At 57.4% G+C, this 1,753-nt stretch carries 4 protein-coding genes; 1 reads left to right on the plus strand and 3 read right to left on the minus strand.

Annotated features, from left to right (window positions below):
* From ISP15_RS18125 to ISP15_RS18135, 3 genes are all read right to left on the minus strand, one after another.
* On the minus strand, nucleotides 1-215 hold a 215-nt coding region (locus ISP15_RS18125), incomplete at its 3' end, for a LysM peptidoglycan-binding domain-containing protein (protein ID WP_404549375.1).
* Nucleotides 216-374: 159 nt separating this feature from the next.
* Entirely contained in the window at nucleotides 375-584 is a 210-nt protein-coding gene (locus tag ISP15_RS18130; protein ID WP_404549377.1) for an antitoxin VbhA family protein, read from the minus strand.
* Nucleotides 585-620: 36 nt separating this feature from the next.
* The gene (locus ISP15_RS18135) at nucleotides 621-968 is read right to left on the minus strand and encodes a hypothetical protein (protein ID WP_404549379.1); all 348 of its coding nucleotides are present in this window, start codon (nucleotides 966-968) and stop codon (nucleotides 621-623) included.
* Between the two features lie 453 nt (nucleotides 969-1,421).
* On the opposite strand from ISP15_RS18135, the gene ISP15_RS18140 reads away from it, so the two are divergent.
* Nucleotides 1,422-1,592 carry a BrnA antitoxin family protein gene (locus ISP15_RS18140; RefSeq protein WP_404549381.1) on the plus strand — a complete coding sequence of 57 codons (171 nt, stop codon included), beginning with the start codon at nucleotides 1,422-1,424 and terminating at the stop codon, nucleotides 1,590-1,592.
* Nucleotides 1,593-1,753 lie beyond the last annotated feature (161 nt).

Genomic DNA, 1,753 nt, shown 5'->3' on the forward strand with positions numbered 1-1,753 from the left:
GCATTGGCACTGGTGGTGACCTGGGGAATGTTCAGCACCATGCCCACCGGCGGCTGGCTATCGGCGGCCAGGCCGTTGGCCTGGGCAAGAATGTAGCTGTAGTTGCTGTCGCCGTAGATGGCCTGGGCGATCGAGGCCAACGTGTCGCCGTTGTGCACGGTGTAGTTTTGCGTGCCCAAGGTCCCGTTGCTGAATCCTCCGGTGGTGGCCAGCACGTCAATGACGCCCGCGGTAGGCGACTAAGAGATAACGATCCGGCCTCGACACCGATCGCATAGCACTCGCTTCACGGGCCGCGATAGCGGCCTGAGTGGCGCGTGTTTTTATTTCTATAAAACGGTAGCTGGCTAAATTCCTACGTGGCCCGATTCGGGTCACAGCGCTGCAACAGGATCACGGAACGCGCCGGCAGCAACTCGTTCGCGTAAGTGACGCAGTACCTCGTCCAGCTCGATCTCGCCACGTGCATGCCGGTGTAGGTCCTCCGCCGTAACGGGATCGATGTCCAGGCCTTCCAAGCGCACTGTGGCAATCGCATTGGCCACCGCCCGACGACGTTCGCTCTTTGTCTGTTCGTCAATCATGCGCGCACCTGGTTGATAACGATGACCCGATTCGCGTCACCGCGATGTTTCTGCTTGCCATGGCGTGATGCCCTGGCGCTGTAGTTCCGCATGCACCATACGCACGTGCTGCGGATTGGCGATGGCGCGTAGCAACAGCAGCGTTTCGATAGCCACGCTGTCCACCTGGCCACCGTCAGGCAGTCCATGCCCTCGACCGACATCGAACGCTAAATCACGGATGTCCAAGCGCAACGAGTCAAGATGTTCGGCGATGGCATCGCCTTCTTCGAGCCGTTTTTTGAGGTAGGTAGAGAGCGCAATCGGGCTCGGCCAAGTCTGGTCGGCAAGAGCCTGATAACGGGCGGTGGCGGCTTCAGAGAGCCGGATACTGACGACTTTCATGCTGAGCAAGTCACTCGGTTGTGGGCGTGTAAGCGGTTTGTAATCGCCTCACGCGCACAGCTTAGCCGCTTGCGCGGCATCGTGTCGTAGTCGTGTAAGCATTTTTGCGTGTATTAACCTTGTTCCACTTTTGAACAGCATCTTGTGCATCAATGCGTTGCATGTGCGCTTTTCGCTCCCGAAGAGGAGCGTAATGTGTATGGCGCGATTTGCCCGATTAAGGGAACCCCAAACGGCCTCCATAGACCCTAAAAACGGGCAAAATCGCCACCCAAGAGGGTCCACCCCCATCACCGTGGCCCGCAGGGCCACGGCAGCGGCATCGAATACAAACGTGATACAGGAATAATGCAAACGTGGTGCGACAGTCATACAGATGTAGAACAAATGTAGAACAAACGTAGAACAAACCTCATACAACTCGGCACGATTGCCAACTAAAAACCATCGCACATGACCACATCGACGCCGACGCCATCAGCACGCACGCCTTCACCAAAGAAGAAGGTCACGCTACGGCTCGATCGCGACGTGGTGGCGTTCTTCAAGCAGGGTGGCAAAGGCTTCCAAACACGCATCAACCAAGTGCTCAGGGCATACATGGAGGCTCAACAGCGTAGGTAGCAAAACGCCCGCGCAAGGCGGCAATGCCGCTCAGTTAAGCCTGAGCGGCATTTTTGCTTTTGATGGGGTATCGAGTTTTGCTCATGCAAACAGCGCGCGGATAACGCCGCTCCGAACGCCGTGGTGGAAGGATGAAGCGGCGGATGTTCTGACGCATGGCG

The sequence above is a fragment of the Dyella jejuensis genome (assembly GCF_044904675.1).
GTDB lineage: Bacteria > Pseudomonadota > Gammaproteobacteria > Xanthomonadales > Rhodanobacteraceae > Dyella_B > Dyella_B jejuensis.